The organism is Leclercia sp. AS011, assembly GCF_037152535.1.
Lineage (GTDB): Bacteria > Pseudomonadota > Gammaproteobacteria > Enterobacterales > Enterobacteriaceae > Enterobacter.
The window spans coordinates 1,432,695-1,450,700 of sequence record NZ_JBBCMA010000001.1; the positions used below are offsets into that span (position 1 = coordinate 1,432,695).

General features: G+C 42.9%; 16 protein-coding genes. 12 read left to right on the forward strand and 4 right to left on the reverse strand.

All coding sequences use genetic code 11. The features are described 5' to 3' along the window. The first annotated feature begins 185 nt into the window (after nucleotides 1–185). Nucleotides 186–863 (forward strand): hypothetical protein, encoded by a 678-nt coding sequence (locus tag WFO70_RS06650; protein ID WP_337015277.1) that lies wholly within the window; start codon nucleotides 186–188, stop codon nucleotides 861–863. 60 nt (nucleotides 864–923) lie between these two features. Beyond that, complete coding sequence (locus WFO70_RS06655) at nucleotides 924–1,139, forward strand: hypothetical protein (protein ID WP_337015278.1); 216 nt, start codon at nucleotides 924–926, stop codon at nucleotides 1,137–1,139. Between the two features lie 54 nt (nucleotides 1,140–1,193). On the opposite strand, the gene WFO70_RS06660 is transcribed toward WFO70_RS06655, so the two are convergent. The 4 genes from WFO70_RS06660 to WFO70_RS06675 form a co-directional block, all read right to left on the reverse strand. Beyond that, a complete protein-coding gene (locus WFO70_RS06660; protein WP_337015279.1) occupies nucleotides 1,194–1,793 on the reverse strand; it encodes a hypothetical protein in 600 nt (199 codons plus the stop codon). Continuing rightward, complete coding sequence (locus WFO70_RS06665) at nucleotides 1,783–2,004, reverse strand: hypothetical protein (RefSeq protein WP_337015281.1); 222 nt, start codon at nucleotides 2,002–2,004, stop codon at nucleotides 1,783–1,785. The genes WFO70_RS06660 and WFO70_RS06665 overlap by 11 nt, the downstream gene beginning before the upstream one ends. Continuing rightward, a complete protein-coding gene (locus WFO70_RS06670; protein WP_337015282.1) occupies nucleotides 2,004–2,561 on the reverse strand; it encodes a hypothetical protein in 558 nt (185 codons plus the stop codon). The genes WFO70_RS06665 and WFO70_RS06670 overlap by 1 nt, the downstream gene beginning before the upstream one ends. A 116-nt stretch (nucleotides 2,562–2,677) precedes the next feature. Further along, entirely contained in the window at nucleotides 2,678–3,547 is an 870-nt protein-coding gene (locus tag WFO70_RS06675; protein WP_337015283.1) for a phage antirepressor KilAC domain-containing protein, read from the reverse strand. Nucleotides 3,548–4,766: 1,219 nt separating this feature from the next. Here WFO70_RS06675 and WFO70_RS06680 point away from each other — a divergent pair. The 10 genes from WFO70_RS06680 (at nucleotide 4,767) to WFO70_RS06725 (ending at nucleotide 17,998) form a co-directional block, all read left to right on the forward strand. Then, complete coding sequence (locus WFO70_RS06680) at nucleotides 4,767–5,666, forward strand: hypothetical protein (RefSeq protein ID WP_337015285.1); 900 nt, start codon at nucleotides 4,767–4,769, stop codon at nucleotides 5,664–5,666. A gap of 36 nt (nucleotides 5,667–5,702) precedes the next feature. After that, the gene (locus WFO70_RS06685) at nucleotides 5,703–6,176 is read left to right on the forward strand and encodes an endonuclease domain-containing protein (protein ID WP_337015286.1); all 474 of its coding nucleotides are present in this window, start codon (nucleotides 5,703–5,705) and stop codon (nucleotides 6,174–6,176) included. 15 nt (nucleotides 6,177–6,191) lie between these two features. Further along, nucleotides 6,192–8,105: a terminase gpA endonuclease subunit gene (locus WFO70_RS06690; RefSeq protein WP_337015287.1), complete on the forward strand. Its 1,914-nt coding sequence runs from the start codon at nucleotides 6,192–6,194 to the stop codon at nucleotides 8,103–8,105. Nucleotides 8,106–8,147: 42 nt separating this feature from the next. Then, on the forward strand, nucleotides 8,148–8,648 hold the full coding sequence (locus tag WFO70_RS06695; RefSeq protein ID WP_337015288.1) for a hypothetical protein: 501 nt from the start codon (nucleotides 8,148–8,150) through the stop codon (nucleotides 8,646–8,648). A gap of 2 nt (nucleotides 8,649–8,650) precedes the next feature. Beyond that, the gene (locus WFO70_RS06700) at nucleotides 8,651–10,150 is read left to right on the forward strand and encodes a phage portal protein (RefSeq protein WP_337015290.1); all 1,500 of its coding nucleotides are present in this window, start codon (nucleotides 8,651–8,653) and stop codon (nucleotides 10,148–10,150) included. Nucleotides 10,151–10,152: 2 nt separating this feature from the next. Next, the gene (locus WFO70_RS06705) at nucleotides 10,153–12,033 is read left to right on the forward strand and encodes a phage major capsid protein (RefSeq protein WP_337015291.1); all 1,881 of its coding nucleotides are present in this window, start codon (nucleotides 10,153–10,155) and stop codon (nucleotides 12,031–12,033) included. 75 nt (nucleotides 12,034–12,108) lie between these two features. After that, a complete protein-coding gene (locus tag WFO70_RS06710; RefSeq protein WP_337015292.1) occupies nucleotides 12,109–12,402 on the forward strand; it encodes a hypothetical protein in 294 nt (97 codons plus the stop codon). Continuing rightward, on the forward strand, nucleotides 12,395–12,808 hold the full coding sequence (locus WFO70_RS06715; RefSeq protein ID WP_337015293.1) for a hypothetical protein: 414 nt from the start codon (nucleotides 12,395–12,397) through the stop codon (nucleotides 12,806–12,808). The genes WFO70_RS06710 and WFO70_RS06715 overlap by 8 nt, the downstream gene beginning before the upstream one ends. 3 nt (nucleotides 12,809–12,811) lie before the next feature. Beyond that, on the forward strand, nucleotides 12,812–17,380 hold the full coding sequence (locus tag WFO70_RS06720; protein WP_337015294.1) for a tail fiber domain-containing protein: 4,569 nt from the start codon (nucleotides 12,812–12,814) through the stop codon (nucleotides 17,378–17,380). Between the two features lie 90 nt (nucleotides 17,381–17,470). Then, entirely contained in the window at nucleotides 17,471–17,998 is a 528-nt protein-coding gene (locus WFO70_RS06725) for a hypothetical protein (protein WP_337015295.1), read from the forward strand. Nucleotides 17,999–18,006 lie beyond the last annotated feature (8 nt).

The following is an 18,006-nucleotide window of genomic DNA, read 5'->3' on the forward strand; positions in this document are numbered from 1 at the left end:
TGTTTTTAACACGTATATCTTTTTAGAATGAGTCCTGTCCTATCGGTGAAACCTATCACCCGAATCAAAACTTCTTCGATAATATAACATCAGGTTTACATTTGTTTCGATTGTTCAGAATTCCCTCAAATATTTTCGTTATAAATAAACGTACAAAGTTACGTAAAATATAGAGAGAAAATTACGTGGAATATACGACAAAATCCCAACTGGCGAAGCGGTACGGGTTCGACCTTAAGTCGGTAACGAACTGGATGGAACGAGGCGCTAACCAGTGCTGGTGTACAGACAAACGAAAGTTCCGTGAACCGGAAATTACTGAATGGGTTGTAAAGAACATCATCACCCCGTTACGCGAAGTCGATAACAAGGAACTGATGGATCTGGCGAAGCTACGCAGACTTAACGCAGAAGCCCAAATTATGGAAATGAAAGCGCGGGAAACAGCCGGAACGTTAATCCCTGTTCAACTGGTCGAATCCAGCATTTCTAAATTTTCGAGTATGGTTCGTACCAGTATGCTCCAGATCCCTAATACGCAAACCCAACAACTGTTAGAAGCCGCTACCGATACCCGAACACTCAAGAAAGAATTAACCGAAATCATTACTGAACGATTAACAGAAATCGGGCAGGCGATGAAAGAAGCCGAATTTTTGAATGATCCCCTAATTACTCAACATTCCGAGGATACCGAAGATGGACATACCGACTTTACTACAAGTAATGAAAGCGCTAGTTCTGATATTAGTGATATCGATATCCTTAGTTCTGATGATGGACTTGATCCAGTGGATATTAACGAAGGTTCATTTGAAGATTCAGAAACAGATAACGAACAACCCGAATTTTTCAACGTATAAATAGATGCATCAGGAAAACAATTTCCTTCCCTAATTTAATTTTATCTCAGAGAGAAAACAATGAATCAAGAAATCCAACAGCAGATCCAGCAGTACCAGGCAACTATCAACCAGATGGAACAGGACAACAATAACCTTGTTTCGATGCTTGCCCGTGCTAATGCAACCAAGCAGTATTATCTGAACCTGGCTAACCAGTACGCTGAACAGCTAAACCAGATGCAGGCGAAAGCCCCTGAACCCGAATTCGAAGAAGTAACCGAACCAGTTAAATAAGAGCCTTAGACATCTCTTACCTTTAGCCCCTGCTTAACCGTAGGGGCTTTTTTATTACCATTGTACCTGATGAACGTTTTCATACTGGTTGCGTTGTTTGAGTTGGTTACGTTTCTTCTGTTCCCGTTCCTGAACCATGATCCGGGTGTTGTCTCCTTTTGAGATCCACTGGCACGTTTCCGGGCTGTACCGTTTACGTTCTCCTGACAAGATATCTTTATCCAGAGAGATTTCTTTCTCAGTCATGAACCGTTCATAGCCGGGTAATCTGATCACGTCGTTCGCGAAGTTGCTAAAGCAGTACCACGATGGATCCAGCTCAACGGTTGCATACGTTGGAAACTTTACCCGGTCGGTAAGTCTGATCAGCATGTTCCGCCATACATGGTACAGCTTCGCTCGTTCGTCTCCTTTGACCGTACACCCATCACCGATATAGCCAACTCCGCAAACGGTCTTTTTAAACTTATCCTTCACCTGTTTTGCTCTGATGTTGATCATCGTACAGAACGTGGTATACCCGGACTCACAGAAACGCACCAGAACCCGCTTGTTTGAGTTGTACTGGATAACCTCGATCATTCCATCGTTCACTTCAAAAAACGCGCCTACGAGCGATTCAGCGCGGTTCCGTTTGACATCTTCATTCGACATCGGCTTTAACCTTACGCTTGCGGATTTTCGCTGGATCCTTAACTGTTCCTTGCCTGATCCGGTAAACGGTACTCTTAACAAGAGAACCAGTATCTTTGAATTCAACAATCAGGTTTCGGGCATCAGCAATCATTACAACCTCAAATTCACCGTGTTTGCTCTGGTAGGTCTGCCCGATTCTTACAAAGATTTTCTTTTCTTCTGTCATCATTATTTCCCTCTGTACGCTAACGGTTTTTCGTATTCTCGTTTTGTACAATCAATGTTAATAAAATATTTGTCGTTATTACTTCTGTGATAGTTCCATTGCCCCTGGTAGTAATCGCAACGATTACCATGAACGAAGTGGTTCTCTTCGATTACGGAATCAACTGAACTGATGATTACCCTACCCTGTTCAATGCCTGTCATTGCGCCTGTATGAACTCCTAAGCACACGATCACCATCGGTTTACTCATTGCGTTATTGAAGTGGAAATAAACGCGGTAGATTGATTCTCCCGGCATCATCAGTTCGTTGATCTTCTTTTCAATTGCAGAGAAGCGAACTTTAAGCGCGGCGGTCATTTCTAATTGCGGGTTGTTTTCTTTCTTATATTCAGTACGGATGTTCTTTTTAACATCTTTGAAAGACTCGCCATAAATACATACAGGTGATAAAGAAGTTACCTGTTCAATTGAATCCTTATTTGTACTATTGATATAATAGTAACAAGGGCGGTCGTTGTAGTAGCTGTGACCGTCTTTAATACGTAAATTGAATTTCATTCGAATACCTTTGTTGTAATTATTAGTGGTACTCGTAATACCACTATCAGTTAGTAAGTTGTTTTGACATTATATTTTCCTCATGAAGCCCCTGTTGACGCAGTGGCTTTTTGTTTTTACATCGCGGCGGCTAATGCGGCATCAAGATCGTTTGAATATTTCGCTTTGATCTCTTCGATGCACCATTCTTTTTTAGATGCTGAAATTAGATTATCTTTAACCATTCGGGTTAATAACCATTTTGCACTTGAACACTTCAACAGTGGTGTATTGCGTACACCTCGAATCAAGAAATGTTTCATATATTGCTGGTATGGTTCGTTCCCGTTACTGTGCATCATCACGCCAGAATTACGCAGGTATTCGAACATTTGTTTTTCACCGAATACCCCGGTAATTTTTGCGAACGTTCTAATCTTGATGGCTTTATCTTCATCAAAGAACATATCCATAAAGGTTTCATGTTCTGTTTCCTGTTGGATTAGCAACTGTTCTTTTTCTTTGTTCTCTAATTCCAACTGAACCCGTTCCGCTTCCAGTTTAGCCGCTAACATTAGCGCTTCTCCGAAAGTCTGCGGGATTGCAAAAGCTGGTTTCTGTTGCGCTTCCAATTCTTCCAGACGTTCGATCACACCCATTCGGATCGCGGCGCTGTATCCACCAACCAGACATTGCGAATGTTTTTTGTCTAACAAATATTCTTGTTTGTATCCGCGATAGTCAGTTACAACAATGACGCCGGGTATTAATGTAAGTTGTTGATTTTTCTCATGACACAAATTTGTGTCATGGCCTAAGTTATTCAACATCGTGTCGATGGCACGAATAACTGTACCGTGTTTAATCTCATTCGGTACTTTCTCATGATCCTTGTACTGGTTGATCACTTCGGTTAATTCTTTGGAACTCATCATTACAGGCTGGTTGTTTGCCATTACTGCGGAAGTGTTAAAGCTGTTGTTTACTACTACGTTTAATGTGTTCATGTTTTGAACCCTTATAAATAAGATTGAAGTTTACTGTTTTCATTATATATACCTCACAAGGTTTACTACTCATTGCCCTAGCCTAACCGCTGGGGCTTTTTTACATCAGAATCAAGCCAACGATCTAGAAGTGGTAATGATTATGTTGTAGCGTCGAAAAGCGTTATATACAGTTTTTTCGGTAACACCATACTGTTTGAGCAATTCCATTTTTTCCGGTCGGGTTGCATTAATCCAAAGTGGTGCTAATTCTTTTGTCTTTTTGATATCAAGTTTCATTATTTCAGTTCTCAGTAAATTTTTATTTATGGATAAAAAAAGCCCGAAGGCTATCGGAACAAGATTAACTTTTTCTTGTTACGTATTATTTATAGAGTGATTTGTCAGTTTATGTAATTTTCGTACACATATTAAACAGTGATATATAAACTTTGATTTATATCAAAGAAATCGATATGTTTATTGATTCGTTCGAACATTTATTAATCAATCCTGAATAGAATCGATCTGATAACTGCAATCTTCAAGTTTTAATCTCGATACTATTTAGAACTACTCTGTACCGAACAAGATCCATGTTACCGAGTAGAAAAAAGAAATCAAATTTAAATGAGAAAAAACTTGCAAATTTATTTTTACTCAAAAACTTGAAATGAATTATGAAAAGGTTTAACACACACATCATTTGAACGGTTTACTAACTAAGAACATATCACTTCGAGATCACGAGCGTAGCGAGGGCATCAAGGCGAAGCCGCAGATGCTAACCTTTAACTACTATCAATACGTAAACTCACTAACCTTGATCACTTCGAAGTAATTAAATTTAGATCTCTTCATAGATTACGTAGTATTACGTTGCCGCTTCGCGGTCGGTGCTTCGCACCGTGATCTTTCTTTTTTATTATTCATTATATGAATAGTTATATTCAGTGAATTACTTATATATTATAGAGAGCAAACCCAGTGATACCGGGGTTCTCAGAGGATCTAACCTTACTTTTTTAACGAAGGAATGCGGGTTCCCAGCCATCTAACCTTACTTTTTGAATTTTGAAAATGCATAATCATTCAATATAAATGCATATCCTTTCAATCCCTCCCAGCCGGAACAAACAAACCACAAACCCCAAAACCAGCCGGGAGGGTGTTTAATGCTAACACTGGTGCGGAGAACAGCGTAAGGATAAAATCGAGGTAGCCAACTAAGGACACCATCATGAAACCATTTGACCCTTTCTCTATCGTAATTGCGATAAACCAGTTAACGGATGTTGTAAACCAAGCCAACCAACCGAATGTTTTCAAAGATTACATTATGCCTGTTTTCGTGGTCATACTTTCAGCTATCACGGCATATTTTATAGCGATCCGGGGTTATCAGTTTCAGGAGGCTGCGAAGAATGAACGGATGAAAGCAGATACTTTGAACTCAATTGTCCTTAAAATGCAAACTATGCAGGGTAATCTAATTGCCACAAAGAAAAACTACTTTGTAAAACTGGGTTCAAATCCTATGCAACGTGCCTTAAGTATTCCATCGATGCCGTCCAACTTAGAACCTGTTAGGATCCCAACTAATGAACTTGCGCAGTTGATCTATACAAAAAATACTGACATTGTAAAAAATCCATGGCTGGATTTTGCATCCTACGTATCAACATTCAATAATTTCAATTTGCTTGTTAATATTTTAAATATTAGGAACGGACTTGTTGATGAAATACATCGGCAGTTAGCGCCACTTATTTCAGGTTCGGGTGCTAAAGGTGAAGTAAGCATTGAAGATGCATATAACTTATTAGATGAAACCACAAAAATAAAATATATTGATTTGACTGAAAACCTTATAACTATGATTGATGATTTGTTGGAAACTTTGAATGATTTTATGATCAACTTCCCTCTACAAACAAACGGAATATTGAATAAAAAATATCTAAAGAACTATGTCATACTCAGAGGTTATAAAAACAATTCAGATGTTTTTTTGAAATTATTAGAAAGATCTCCCTCTGTTGACCTCCAGCAACTGGGTGCTTATATGAAGATAACCGAAGCAGAAGCAAAATCTAGATACGTTGACAACTCCGTCGTGATTACCACACCAAAACTCTGATCCTAAATACAGCCATCACAAAGAGGAAATTTCCTGATGGCTGTACTCACCCAAAAAACTGCACTCGATTTCAAACAGAAGCTATTCACCGACCAGCAAGGTAAATGCGCCATATGCCGTCTACCGCTCGAATCTGTGAACAAGGCTTGTTTGGATCATAACCACTTCACCGGGAACGTTCGGGGGCTGCTGTGCGCTTCTTGCAATACGTTCGAGGGAAGATGTCTAAACATCATGTACCGCGCCGGATACCGGAACAAAGTTGATTTCGCTGATGTACTCGAACAACTTTCCCGATATTGGCGCGAGGATCATTCGAACAACCCCATTCACCAGAACTATGTTAATGACCAATCTAAGAAGTTCGCCAAATTCACCAAAGAAAAAATGATCAAAGAACTCCTTTCCGCTGGCGCAGACGTAGACCGAACTTATAGCCGGGAACAATTGATTGATATCTTCAAGAAGAAATACCGCGAACACCTGAACGGATCCGCCTCTGATAAATAATTCAGAGGTAATACGATGAAGAATATCGACAAGCTAAAACTAATTTTCGAAAAAGGCGCGATGTTTATGATCCCGCCTCCTGTATTAAATCCGAGTGATTGGGCTGAACAAAATCTAATTCTTACCGATGGCCCCAATGCAGGGCAAAAAATGCGATTGTTCAGTTTTCAAAAACAGATGCTTGATGCAATCACCGAAGGTAGGAAAAAGATTGTTTTCAAGACTTCTGCACAGGTAGCAAAAACCACACTGCTGAACGCAACGATGTTTTACAAGATGGTTCACTCAGGCCACAACATAGGCGCTCTACAGTCAACCACACGCGAATTAAACCAGTGGATCGCGGGTAAGGTTAAACCCGCTATCGCCGCTTCTCCTGTCGTCGCTGAACTCGTTACAGACAAGAACGACCGAGACGCAGTAAACAACATGAGTCAGATCCAGCTACGTAATGGAACGTTCCTTTATCTGATGTCGTTAACCTCCCCTTCACACCTTCGTGGGAAAACCCTTGCAACCGCGTTACTCGATGAAATCGACGCAGCCGCAGAATCAGATGAAGGGGATCCGGTACTCCTGGCAGAACAGCGAACAACCACTTTTGGCGATGAAGCTTTGGTGATCCTCAGCTCAACCCCGACCACTAAAGAAGGTGCTATTTCGAAGCACTTCGAACAATCGGATAAACGGTTTTTCTGGGTTAGCTGTCCTCATTGCCAGCATAAGCAGATCATGAAATGGGAAAACGTTAAGTTCGAATGGGTTCACCGTGAAGGGAAAAAGACCCCGGATCCCGTTAGTGCTAAATACTGCTGTTCTGAATGTTCACAACCGTGGACAGAAGGCGACCGTTTACGCGCGGTAGCTGGTGGACAGTTCATCGCAAGCAATCCAGGCGCTAACAGTATCGGTTTTCATATAAGTCGCCTGTACAGCCCGTTAAGCACGATTAAACAGTGTGTTCAGGATTACGCAGACGCTTACAACAGTTTTTCATTAGGAACCTGGTATAACACCTGTCTGGGCGAAACGTTCGACGACTTAAACGCCGATATAGAAATTGACCAACTCGAAAAACTTAAATCTGATTCAGTATCGGTTACGAATATTCCTGATGATGTTCTATTCCTGGTAGCTGGTGGCGACCAACAGAAAGACCGATTAGAAAACACCCTGTTAGGGATTGCTGAAAAAACAATTTACGTTTTGGATCATCGTAGTTTCTATGACCTCGATTGTGAACGCCGTGACTCCCCCGCTTACACCAATCTGATCAATTTCCTCAGATCCGATTTCAGAACGGTATCCGGTGACAAAGTTCCTTTGCTATGGGCTAACCTGGACAGTTCAAACGGTAAAGCAACAACCACTGTGTACGCGAACTGTAACCGCTGGAATAAACTTCACGCGATCAAAGGTGCTTCCGCAGCCGATGCCCCGATGATCCCGCAGAAGGTTTCTAAGGTTGGCGGTCAGGAAGTTTATATTTTGGGTGTCAATAACGCTAAAGGTGTTGTTCGTGAAATGATCGCACGTAATTTAAAAGGTGATGCACCGACCAAACTCGTTATTTCAAGTTCTGTTCCTGATGATTATTCAGAACAGGTTCTATCCGAAGAATTGAAACGGGTTGGTAATGCAGTTCGATGGACACTCAAAAAAGGGAAAGAACGAAACGAAGGATTGGACTGTTTCGGGTATGGATTATGCGCAAGATTATTAGTGTTGAAGTCGGCTAAATGGGAACAGCTAAGAGCGTTTAAACAACGCCTGAACGCCGTTACCGATAAAACCAACCCAGACGTACCCCCTGAACAAAACCCCGCTGAAAACCCCATAGAGAAAGAATCTCGACCTATCTCAAAACCTACCCGAAGATCACCAGTTTCAAGACCCCGTAAAAAATCCGGTTGGATATCCGGTTTTTAAATCCACCATAAATACCCCATATAACATTATGGGGTTTTTACCATGCAACAATTAGAAGAAATCATTTTAAGGCAAGGACAATTATTGCCTGTCGAATGCGTCCAGGGCGATAAAATCCAGATTGGCAACGACCAAGAAATATTTTTCGAAACCGTCGCAGCAATCGACAACCCAGTATTACAACACACCGATAAATTCCCGCTAGGTTCATACACCATTGTGATCTTCAACCATAACGGTGTACTTCGTTCATTACAGCCTATCCGTGTTTTAAGTGTATTCGCACCAGAAAGCCGTATCGATACTTTACGCAGGCAAATAAACGCCGTTGATAAAGTCATCGAAGCAAAATTAAACGATGATAACGGTGCATTACAAAGCCTATCCATTAACAACAAAACACTGGTTTACACCTCCCTGAACGAATTAGTTCTTTTAGGCGATTCTTTGCGCTCACAGCTTAACGCGGCAATTCAAAAAGAAAATCGTAAAAAAGGTAAAGCACCATTCAAACAAATCAAACTTAAATTAAACAGGGGTTAAACATGGGATGGAATTTTAAAAACCTGTTTAAACGAAAACAGGCCAAACAAGAACCACGAAACCGCCATCTATTTTGGAAAAAGAAAGCGATCATTGATTCAGATGTTCGCAAATTCGAAGAAGATTTAAACAGTCGTTCAATGGGTTTATCTGAAAGTATCGGTGATCGGTTAGATGAAAACCGGGGAGTATTCCACGGCAACATTAACAAACAGATCCGTTCCGCACACCAGCGGTTAATTGATGTTTGTCGAAATCTGGCAATGGAAAACCCGTTCGGTGCCAGGTACGCACAAATGACCGTAGACAACGTTGTTGGTACTGGCTTATTCCCTCGTACACAAATGACCCTACCAACAGGCGAACTCGATAAACGAACCAACCTGATGCTGGATAAGCTCTTTTACCGTTGGTCAGAAAATAAAGAACGTGTATCACTCAACGGTCAGTTTGATTTCTATGAATTCTGTCAACTGGTCGAACGGCAACGAATTATCGACGGTGAAGTATTCATTATCATGCACCGTGAAGACGGCGATCTGAAACTCGAAATGATCCCGGCTAACCGTTGCGACATCACCCACGATGCCCGTTTAGACGATAACCGCGTAATTAAATCGGGTATCACCTACGACGAACGCACCATGAAGCCGTTAAGTTACTGGTTTAAAAGGGTTGACCTCATGACCCAAACGGAAACTTACGATTACGTTGAATACGACGCGGAAGAAGTGATCCACTATTTTGAACCGAAACAAATCGACCAGTTACGCGGTATTTCTGATTTCGTTCCAGTGATTAAAACCGTTTCCCAACTTGATGCATACGTTCACACCTCGATTATTCAGGCGCGTGTAGCTGCTAGTTCAATGGCGTTTATCACTCAGGATAAATCAAACGATCTTCTTGAAGACGACGAAGAAGATAAAGAGCTAATCGCGGAATATTCGCCGGGAACCATCAACCTTCTAAATCCAGGTCAGGATATCAAATCGGTTCAGGCTAATACCCAGGCGCAAGAGTTTACCGGATGGGTAAACAAAATTGAGTCGGTGATCGCTATGGGGCTGGGTTGCTTTAAACAGGCTCTAACAGGCGATATCACCGGGGTTAACTACTCAAGCGCCCGATTCGGTGACTTGATGCAACAATCCCGCTACCGCGCCTTACAGCGCCGTTTAATCAATACCGTTCTTACCCGTGTATACCGTGAATTCCTACAGAATCTTGTTGATGAACAAATTGCAGAAGTTCCGGTAAACAAAGCGATGTTTGATACGACCTGGATTAAACCAGAAGTTAAAAACGTTGACCCCGAAAAAGAAATCAAATCCAAAATCCTGATGATTGAAAACGGACTTGTTTCACGCCGTCAGGTAATCGAGGAAATGGGGCTGGATCCAGACAAGGTAGATTTAGCAATTGCCGAAGATGATTTTAAACCCGCTGAAAAAACCTCTCTAAATAACAGTGCCAATCAGGAAAATCCGCAAGAGGATTAAAAATGAAATTACGCCGTAATTTAAATATTGCGGCGCGAGATCTACAGGTTGAAACGGACAACGAAACAGGTGAATTAATTTTCAAAGTCCGTTTCAGTTCAGAATATCCAGTACCCCGCGAAATATACGACCAATACGGCGACCCCGCTGTATACGGTGAAGTTCTTTTACACGGATCCCAGGATAACGCTGATTTATCGCGCCTCAATGATGGCGTAGCAAGTCTTTTATTCAACCACGATTACGATCAGCACTTAGGGATAATTGTTCCTGGTTCTGCGTTTATCGATATTGATGAAAAAGCAGGTTACGCAAAAGTAAGATTTTCTAAAGTCGGGAATTTGGCAAATGAAATCGCCGCCAAAGTTCGCGAAGGAACCATTTCAAATATTAGTTTCGGGTACTCACTCGATTCTTATTCAATTGACGACGAAAACAAATTGATTCTGGTTGATCGATGGAGTGTTAACGAAATTTCTTTCGTAACAGTACCCGCCGACCCGAATGCATTTCTAGTCCGTTCCGAAAATGGCTCCCTAAATATATTCAAACGAGGCAATTCGCCCAAATCAATTAAACAAGAGATTAAAACCATGACCAAACGCCAGAAACGTCAGACCGAAGACGAAATTGAACTGCTGGAAAACGCAGAAGAAGAAATTGAAGAAGTAGTTGAGGAAGTTGAAGCCGAAATTACCGAAGAAGAAGAAGAACGCGACGAAGTAGACGAACAAGTTGTTGAAGCCGTCGATATTGCCGCAGTTGCGGAAGCCGTAATGGAAATTATCGAAGAACGCGGAAAACGTTCCATCAAAAAAAATAAGGTACGCAATGTAATGACAATTAAAAAAGATACCATCAAAACTCTGGAACAGCGCTTCGATCTGGGTAAAGCAATTCGCTCCCGCGTGGAAGGTACTCCGCTGACTGGTGCTGAACTCGAATACCATCAGGAAGGCGAACGTAAAGCCCGTGGCGCAGGTCGTTCTGCTTCCGCTATCCATATTCCGGTAAGTGCGCTCCGTGCGGCTCCGTCATACGCTCAGACTTCCGCAAGCGCTGATAAAATTCAGGTCGATGATATGCGTATGGATTCCTTCGTGGAACTCCTCATGCAGCAATCTCTGATCGGTAAACTGGGTGTTCAGACCCTGACCGGGCTACAGGATCGTTCCGTACTGGTTCCACGTCAGAAATCAACCGCTGTTGATAGCTTCGGTTTCATCGCGGAAGGTGAAGACGTTCCAGGCGGTAAAGGTGCATATGATAACGTTTCTCTGACCCCGAAAACCTTCGGTGGTGAAACCGTAATCAACCGTCGTACCCTGCTGACTACCCCAGGTATTCAGGCGCGTATTGCTTCTGATCTGGTTCGTAACTCCGCTATCGCTCTGGAAAAAGCTATGTTCGGCGCTACCGATCTGGCTAACGCTCCGAAATCCCTGATCACTCAGATTTCTGATCTGAAAACCGGTACTGCTAACTGGGATTACAAGAATTTCCTCGCGACTATCGCGGCGATGGTTGACCGTGGTGTACCAGAATCCGCTATCAGCTTCGCTATGAAAGGCGCAACCCTGGCAGAACTGAAAGGCATCCTGAAAGACGCTAACAGCCTGGGTATCTATCTGGTTGGTGATGATAACTTGCTGTGCGGTCGTCCGATTGCATCAAGCGGTATCTTCGACGGCGCTCACATGATCGCGGGTGACTTCTCCGGCATCACCATCGGTGAATGGGCTGGCCTGTCTCTGGACGTGGATCCATATACCGAAGCTCGAAACGGTGGCGTGTGTCTGCGTGTGTTCGCGGATCTGGATTGGGCTGTTACTGGTCAGGACGGCTCTCTGGTGAACCTGAAAAAAGGCACCGTGACCAAATAATCCTTTTTTAAATCAACCCCGGTTAATAGCCGGGGTTTTTTATTGCCTAAATAATGCAATAAACGAGGATTAATCATGCGCATTAAATTTAAAAAGCAACAGATTAAATCATTACTGTCATTAGGCGAATATTACCCGAAAGAAAACGGCGCTCCTGTTTTGGGAATTATTGACCAGACTCCAATTAGCGAAGGAGTACAGGCAACTAGTACGTTAATGATTACGGTCGAAAAAGGAACGTTGATCCCAAACGACGTTATCACATACGAAAATAAACAATATCGTGTTTCGAATGTTGTTGATGATCTTTCCGGTTTGGTTGACTGCCTGCTAACAACTAAAAATAAAGGATACCGTGACTATGACTGATCAATTACCACGATTAGCATTAAAACGAAGATTAGAAGACATTATTACGGATGAATTGGGATTCAACCTTGTACCCGCTTTCACTGTAGAAATTACAGAAGACGTTCAAGTAGTAATCGAGTCTACTTACGAAACCTTCCAAAAGATCGATCTAAATAGTTCAGCATTGAAAGCAACAGTAACGTTTGAAGTTATTGCCTTTTCAATGAACAAAGAAAAACAGGTACACGACGCAGTTTTGAAATTGCTAAACCTGAAACCCAGCGATTTTAGAAACGCTATCCCCTTTAAAGTAACCGCCGTTACACCAACCAACGCTATCACATCTTATCTGGATGAAGCGTCAAAAGGTCACATTGTCGCGGGGCTTACATTTGACCTTGATTACATTTACAGACGAGATTAACACATGGCAGATTTTCAAAATTTAAATGTGCCTACAGATATTTTTGTAGGTAATCATATTATTGTTTCTGTTTCGAATATTATTACTGATACCCCAAATTTCGATGCCCCTGATTTTCAAGTAATCGATAATTTAGCGGCAATGCCTGAATTAAGCGAATCCAGAGAGATCCGTAGATTTGGCACTTTTGATAGTGACTCAGAATCCGTTTTAGCTGGCGGTACTTCACTGGCTGAAACTGAACTGGTAGTTAACAAAGTGATCGGTGATCCGGTTCAACAGATGTTGTCCGATGCTATCAACAACAAGAACCAGCTCCGTTTCCGTATTTTTTACGTAATGGATGGTGTCGAAAGCAGCGCGAAAACAGGTTACTTCCGTATCTTCAACGCTAACGTAATTTCAGAACGTACATCAGGCGATCAAGATCAGGTTGTCATGACTACATACGGGCTGGCTCCTCAAGAAATCCTTTTAGAAGGTGTCGCTAAAATCGGTGAACCCCTCTATACAGGTGCATACGGTATTGGCGCGGGTACTGTTGATTATCCGGGTATTGTGGATGTTAACGCCCTTTCCGGTAACAGGTTCGTACAGTTACAGGGTACGTCAGTAACTAACCCGTTCGGTGTTGATACCGCAATGTTGGCGCTACAGGGGAACGAAACCCAGGGCTGGCAGATGGCTGTTAACGCTAACGGCAAACCGCTGATCCGTGTCCGTAACCTGGCCAACGGTGTTACTAACGGATGGGCTACCGTTTACACCAGCGAAGAAAAGCCAACCCCGGCAGCAATCAACGCTGTAGCGGTAGACGGTTCAAACCATATGACCGGAAACCTTCGCGCCCCAGAAGTACACGCGGCTAACTTCCGTTTCCGTCGCTTACCTGGTGTTGGGAACGTCGCAACAGCTACCCATAAGATCCAGGGTTCAAACGCTAACGATCAGGCGGTTGATCTGTTGTCTATGGTTCATAACGGTACTCTGGCAACGGTATCAACGGGTATCTTTAACGGAACCTCACAGGTACAGGAAGCTGGTCAACGGGTTTACTCCCCTCGCAACATTCCAACCCCGGCAGTAATTGGCGCTCTGGCGCTCACTGGTGGCGTTTTAACGGGTGATCTGGCTGTACAGGGTACGGGTAACTTTAGCGCCCCGCTAACGGTTACTGGTGGCGTATACAAGATTGATCTGACTCCGGGTGATGTCAGCACCCCGCGTATCAACTTCAAGAACGCATCGAACACGGTTACAAGCTACGTTCAAGGTACGAACCATCTTGATCTTGTTCCTCAGTCGTCCAGTTATCAGGTTCGTATTGCTAACGGTCAGTTAAACCTGAACGGAACAGCGGCGAAAGTATTCACCGCAACCAACCTTACGATGTCAGCTACCGCTGCAAACGGTGATTTTACCATTTCGGCTAACAGTACAACTGGTTCCCTGATTCTGGGTGCTAATACCGGTACTGCGGCAGGCAACCATAAAACGAAAAACGTTAAAGTTGCTTCTGATCTGGTTAACTCCAAAGACGAAGTAGTTATTAACGGTTCAACGGGTAAAATTAACGCTAAACTTTTAGACGTTGTTTATTCTACCCCGGCTGAAATCGCTAACCTGTATTATTCAAAAAGTCAGATTGATACAAGTTTAGCTCTGTATTACAAGAAAACTGATTCTGATACTCGTTATTATACTAAAACCCAAACTGATGCACTGTTTACCCCGTATTATACGAAAACTCAGATTGATGCAGGTTATTACACCAAAGCGCAAACTGATGCACTGTTTACACCGTATTATACTAAAACCCAAACTGATGCACTGTTTACCCCGTACTATACGAAAACCCAAATTGAAACCAGTTTCAAAAACTATTACAACAAAACCGAGTCGGACGCTCGTTATTTGGTGGCTAGTGCTGTTGGTGGGATGGTAACAGAAGCGGCGTTAACCGCTGGGTTAGATAAGAAATTAAATCTTACTGGTGGTTCGTTAACTGGTGCTTTAAGTTCAACGGCGGCTATTACTACAACCAACTCTATTACTGCGAATAGTCACATTAACACCCGTGGTTATTTCCGTGTTGTTCGTGGTGGCGCTCCACTGATGCAGATGGTGAACACTACCGAATCCGCATCCGGTGCTATTCCAACTGGTGCAGTTAATATTGGTGAAATCCAATTTAGGTTAGCTTCTGCAACCACGGACGAAGGCGCAGGTTTGCACATGGGATCAATCGGCGCTCAACGAAACGGTAATACAGGCGGTTCCCGTACCTATATGTGGGCTAGGTCATACGATGCCACTACGCAGACATCAGCCACAACCGCACAGCTTGATTGTAACGGTGATCTAGGTTTAACCCGTGTTACTACTGGCGGTTTCCAGGTAACAACCGCACAAGGTATTACCCCGCCGTCAAACAGTGTTAACTATCTTACTGGTGCGCGTACTGCGGCTGGTGTTTTACGTCCTAGCGCTGACGGTACGGCAAGCTATACGACCGCGTTAGCCCGTGCTTCTGGCCTTAACAATGATTTTGCTTTCGGCATGATCAACAACACCAACGGAACAGAAAACTTCGGTTTCTGGCGAGTGGTAAAGACTCGTACAGGTAACGGTTATGATGGTTACGGATGGTTGAACCAGAAAGGTGAATGGGAAGTACAACAGACCCTAGCAACTTATCGTATGGGTATTGCCCGTAACAGCACCACGGCGGCAGAAGCGGGAATGAACATCATTTCTAACCGTGGGTACATCGCGTTGGATAATCTTCCGGCGGCTCCTTCCGGTATGGGTTATCTTGCTTTCCGTGTCGCTAAAGTACACGCAACAGCTACCACTGATGATCCTTATGCTCAACAGGCTTTAGGTTTAGTAGGTTCTCAGATCAATACTACTGGTGACGGTCTGACTTTTATGGACGGTCGGAACAAAGCGGGAACCATGACCGCGCGTATTGCTTGCGATTCTGCTAATAACCGGGTTCAGGTTACACACGGTACGTTTATTTCAACAAATGGTATCGATTTAAACCCATCATTAGCGGGTGCTATTCGTGGTAAAAACGGCGCTGTAATTATCAGGGATCATAATAATGGTAACGTTACTATTTCCGCTGGTTTGAATACGGCTGGTACTACTACAGGCGGTATTCTTTACCTGGGTTATAATAACATCGGCACTTCATACAATAACTTCACCAGTTCCGTTGAAGTACCTGTACCGTTAAATGTTAAAGCTGCTTCTGCGTTTACCGGGTTATTAACTGCAAGTGGTGGTTTAACTGTTTCCGCTGGTGCAACTTCATTAGCTGGTACTCTGGCTGTTGGTGGTACTTCTACGTTTACAGGTGCTTCTACCTTTACTGGTGCTGCAACGTTTAACGGTACGATCACAACCAAAGAGATCATTGCTAACGGTAGTATTTCATCAAGAACAGGCAGCATTGCAACAAGAGCATCTACCGCAGATAACAGCGCTCATATGTGGTTCCAGAACCTTGACGGTGTTGAACGTGCATTAATTTGGGCTGATAAAAACGGCACGTTATTAATAAGGTCGAAAGGTGCTAAGGTTGATTTCCAAAACTCAAGCTTAGTAACAACCGCTGGTTTAACTTTAGGTGGTACAGCAACGTTAAACGGGAATACAGTTGCTAAAGCAGTAACCGCAACCAGTTTGTCTGTTTCAGGTGCAGTAACCGCAACTAGTTTAACTGTTTCCGGTGCAGTAACTTCGGATACTATTTCTACTGCTAGTAATATTGTGGCAAGAACTGGTTCTATTACAGCGGCAGGCGGATCACTTTATTCAAATGGTGATGGTAACTCACACGTTTGGTTTATGGATAATTCTGGTAAAGAAAAAACAGTTCTTTATTCTAGCGGTGATAGACAGTTTAGTATTCGCACAATGTATGGCGGTGTTGGTCGTGAATGGAAATTCGGCGGCAACGGTATGATCAATGCTAGACAAGCTGTGTATGGCGAAGACCAAGCATTGATACGAGGCGAAATTGAAGGCGGCGGTCATGATCGTTGGCAATCAAGAGCATCGGCTATACAGATGGATTGTCCTTCTGGTGACACTAGCGCATATAATGTTTTCAAAGCGACGGGGTGGAGTAAATCACATATTGCGGCTATGGATGTTCATATGCCTCAATGGAACGGTCAACATGCTATCTGTAGATTGATGATCGGCAATTACGCTTATAAATTCCACGGTAACGGTAGTTTTCATTGTGGTGATGTTCAACAAACATCAGATGTCAGATTAAAACGGAATCTTGTTCAGATTGATTCCGCACTGGATAAAGTTGATCAACTTACTGGTTATTCTTACGAGAAGAAATCGAATCTTGATTCAACTGAATTCGATAACAAAGAAGATGGTTTAATCGCGCAGGAATTACAGAAAGTATTGCCTAATTCTGTAAATGATAAAAATGACGTTCTGACTGTTAATTATTCCGGCGTTACCGCGTTACTGGTGGAAGCTGTTAAAGAACTCACCGCAAAAGTAAAAAACCTCGAAGCACAACTCAAAGGGGCTTAATGCCCCTCTGAAACTCAATTAATATCCTCACTAAATAGAACAACAGGCCGGATCCTTTTTCGGCTCCCCTCTCTTAATAAGGCTTATAACATGGCTCAAGATATCTTTAGCGGAAATTACGTCTCCGCTTTTATTTCCGACGACGTAGACAATGCAACAATTAACGGCACCGCTTTTACTCAAGTTGCTGAACTGGCTAACTTCCCTGAAATCGGTGTAGATCGAAACATCATCGAAGCTATTAACATGGGCGCTTCGAGTAACCGTAAACTGGTAGGTCGTGCAACCCTCCCGGATATTCCACTGATCATTAACTATATCCCGCAGGATACTACCCACGAGAAAATGAAACATCTTGCGACCACTGGTAAGAAGTTCCAGCTTAAACTGGTGTACTGGGTAGATGAAACTAAAACGTTTGGCCTTGCTCAGGTTTATAACGTTTATGTTGCGAACATGAGTATCACTGGCGGTACTGATGCTGTTGTTCAGCTAAGTTTCACCCTGGCATGTGACAAACTGATCGTGTCCGGTATTGTTGATACAACTGGCATTACCACACTTTCCGATGAAGTACCGGAATATACTCCGATTGTTATTCCCGAAGCGGCAAAGTGATTTGACCT